The organism is Rhodococcus sp. BS-15 (assembly GCF_000813105.1).
Taxonomy (GTDB): domain Bacteria; phylum Actinomycetota; class Actinomycetes; order Mycobacteriales; family Mycobacteriaceae; genus Rhodococcoides.
Window position 1 is genome coordinate 1 of record NZ_BAOX01000495.1, and the last position, 1,963, is coordinate 1,963.

Annotated in this window: 2 protein-coding genes; both read left to right on the plus strand. The window is 66.9% G+C overall.

Annotation, left to right across the window (positions count from 1 at the left end):
• Nucleotides 1–1,501, plus strand: a 1,501-nt coding sequence (locus tag RHBS_RS27270) for a GMC family oxidoreductase (RefSeq protein WP_128646899.1), incomplete at its 5' end; no start/stop codon positions are given.
• Nucleotides 1,491–1,963 (plus strand): cyclic nucleotide-binding domain-containing protein (locus RHBS_RS27275; protein ID WP_237669833.1); only part of this gene is annotated, 473 nt, incomplete at its 3' end. The genes RHBS_RS27270 and RHBS_RS27275, both read left to right, overlap by 11 nt.

The following is a 1,963-nucleotide window of genomic DNA, read 5'->3' on the forward strand; positions in this document are numbered from 1 at the left end:
GGGGTGCGTCCTCGCTGCACGGCTGAGCGAGGACCCCTCCGTCAGTGTCTGCCTCGTGGAAGCAGGGCCGACCGACGTCGGCGACAAGGCAATTCTCGAACTGGTGGAGTGGATGCATCTGCTCGACTCCGGCTACGACTGGGACTATCCCGTCGAACCGCAGGAGCGCGGCAACAGCTTCATGCGGCACGCGCGAGCGAAAGTGCTCGGTGGCTGCTCCTCGCACAACTCCTGCATCGCCTTTCACCCGCCCGCGGAAACCCTCGACGACTGGGCGGCTGCAGGCGCGACGGGGTGGAAAGCGTCGGACATCCTGCCGCTCGTCGCGCGAGTGGAGAACAACGACACAGGTCGTGGACACGACGGCCCGGTGCGGATTCGCGACGTGCCGCCGAACGATCCGTGCGGTGCCGCGGTACTCGAGTCGGCCGCGGCCGTAGGCCTTCCCACCGTCGCATTCAACCGCGGAACGACGGTACTCAACGGTGCCGGCTGGTTCCAGATCAATGCGGGTGAGGACGGCTCGCGGATGTCGACCTCACACGCCTACCTGCACCCGATCATCGGTACGCGCCCGAACCTGGAGGTGCGCACGGACTGCTGGATCAGCGAGATTCTGATCGACGAATCGCTGACCGCGACCGGAGTGCGGTACCAACGCCCCGATCTCACCGGCTACGACACGGTGTCCGCGCGGCGCGAGGTCATCGTGACCGCCGGGGCCATCGACACGCCGAAGTTGTTGATGCTCTCCGGAATCGGACCGGCAGCCCAGCTACGCGAGATGGGAATCACGGTGCGAGTCGACTCGCCCGGTGTGGGCGAGAACCTCGACGACCACGTCGAAGGGCTGGTGTTCTGGGAGGCGAGCAAGCCGATGGTCACCACCTCCTCGCAGTGGTGGGAGATCGGAGTGTTCGCGCAGACCGACGACTCGCTGAACTACCCGGACATCATGATGCATTACGGCAGCGTCCCGTTCGACATGAACACCCTCCGATGGGGCTACCCGACCACCGACAACGGATTCTGCTTGACTCCGAACGTGACGCAGGGGCGCTCGCGTGGCACTGTTCGTCTGCGCAGCAGAGACTTTCGCGACCGTGCCAAAGTGGACCCGCGCTATTTCACCGACGCCGACGGCCACGACGACGCGGTGATGCTCGCCGGCCTGAAGCTGGCTCGTCGTATCGCGGCCGACGGCCCGATGGCCGGCTGGATCGAACGTGAACTCGCCCCAGGGCCCGACGCCGTCACCGACGACGACCTGCTCGACTATGTGCACAAGACCCACAACACCGTCTATCACCCGGCGGGCACGGCGCGGATAGGATCGGTGGACGACACCATGGCCGTGCTGGATCCCGAGTTGCGGGTCAAGGGCATCGCGCACCTGCGCGTGGTCGACGCGTCGGCGATGCCGAAGCTGCCGTACGTCAATCCCAACATCACGGTGATGACCATGGCGGAGAAATGCGCCGACCTGATCCGTGGCGGATAGACCGGAGCTGGCCGATTTTCTCGGCGTGCATCCGCCGTTTCAGGGCGCGCCACCGGCAGTCCTGGCAGAGATGGCCGCAGCAGCCGTCGAACGCGAGTACGGCAGTGGGGCATGGGTTGTGGACCCTGCGCGGACGGACGTCTCGACAGATGCCGACACCGTGTGGGTGGTGCGCACCGGGCGCGTGGTGATCACGCACCCGGACGACACCTCGCGCACCGAGGCACCGATCGACACCATCGGTCCCGGTGGTGTCTTCGGGTTCTCGGCGCTGCTGTCCGGCGCGACCGTCGAATTCCGAGCGCGGGCAACGGAACCGAGCATCGTGATTCGATTGCCCGGCGAGCTGATTCGACCGTTGTTCGCAACGCCGACCGGGCTGGCGTTCCTGGCCGACGCCGTCACCTCGGCCACCGCGCACCGCGGCGGGCCGGTCGAGGGCAGCGCCGGCCGCACCGTCGG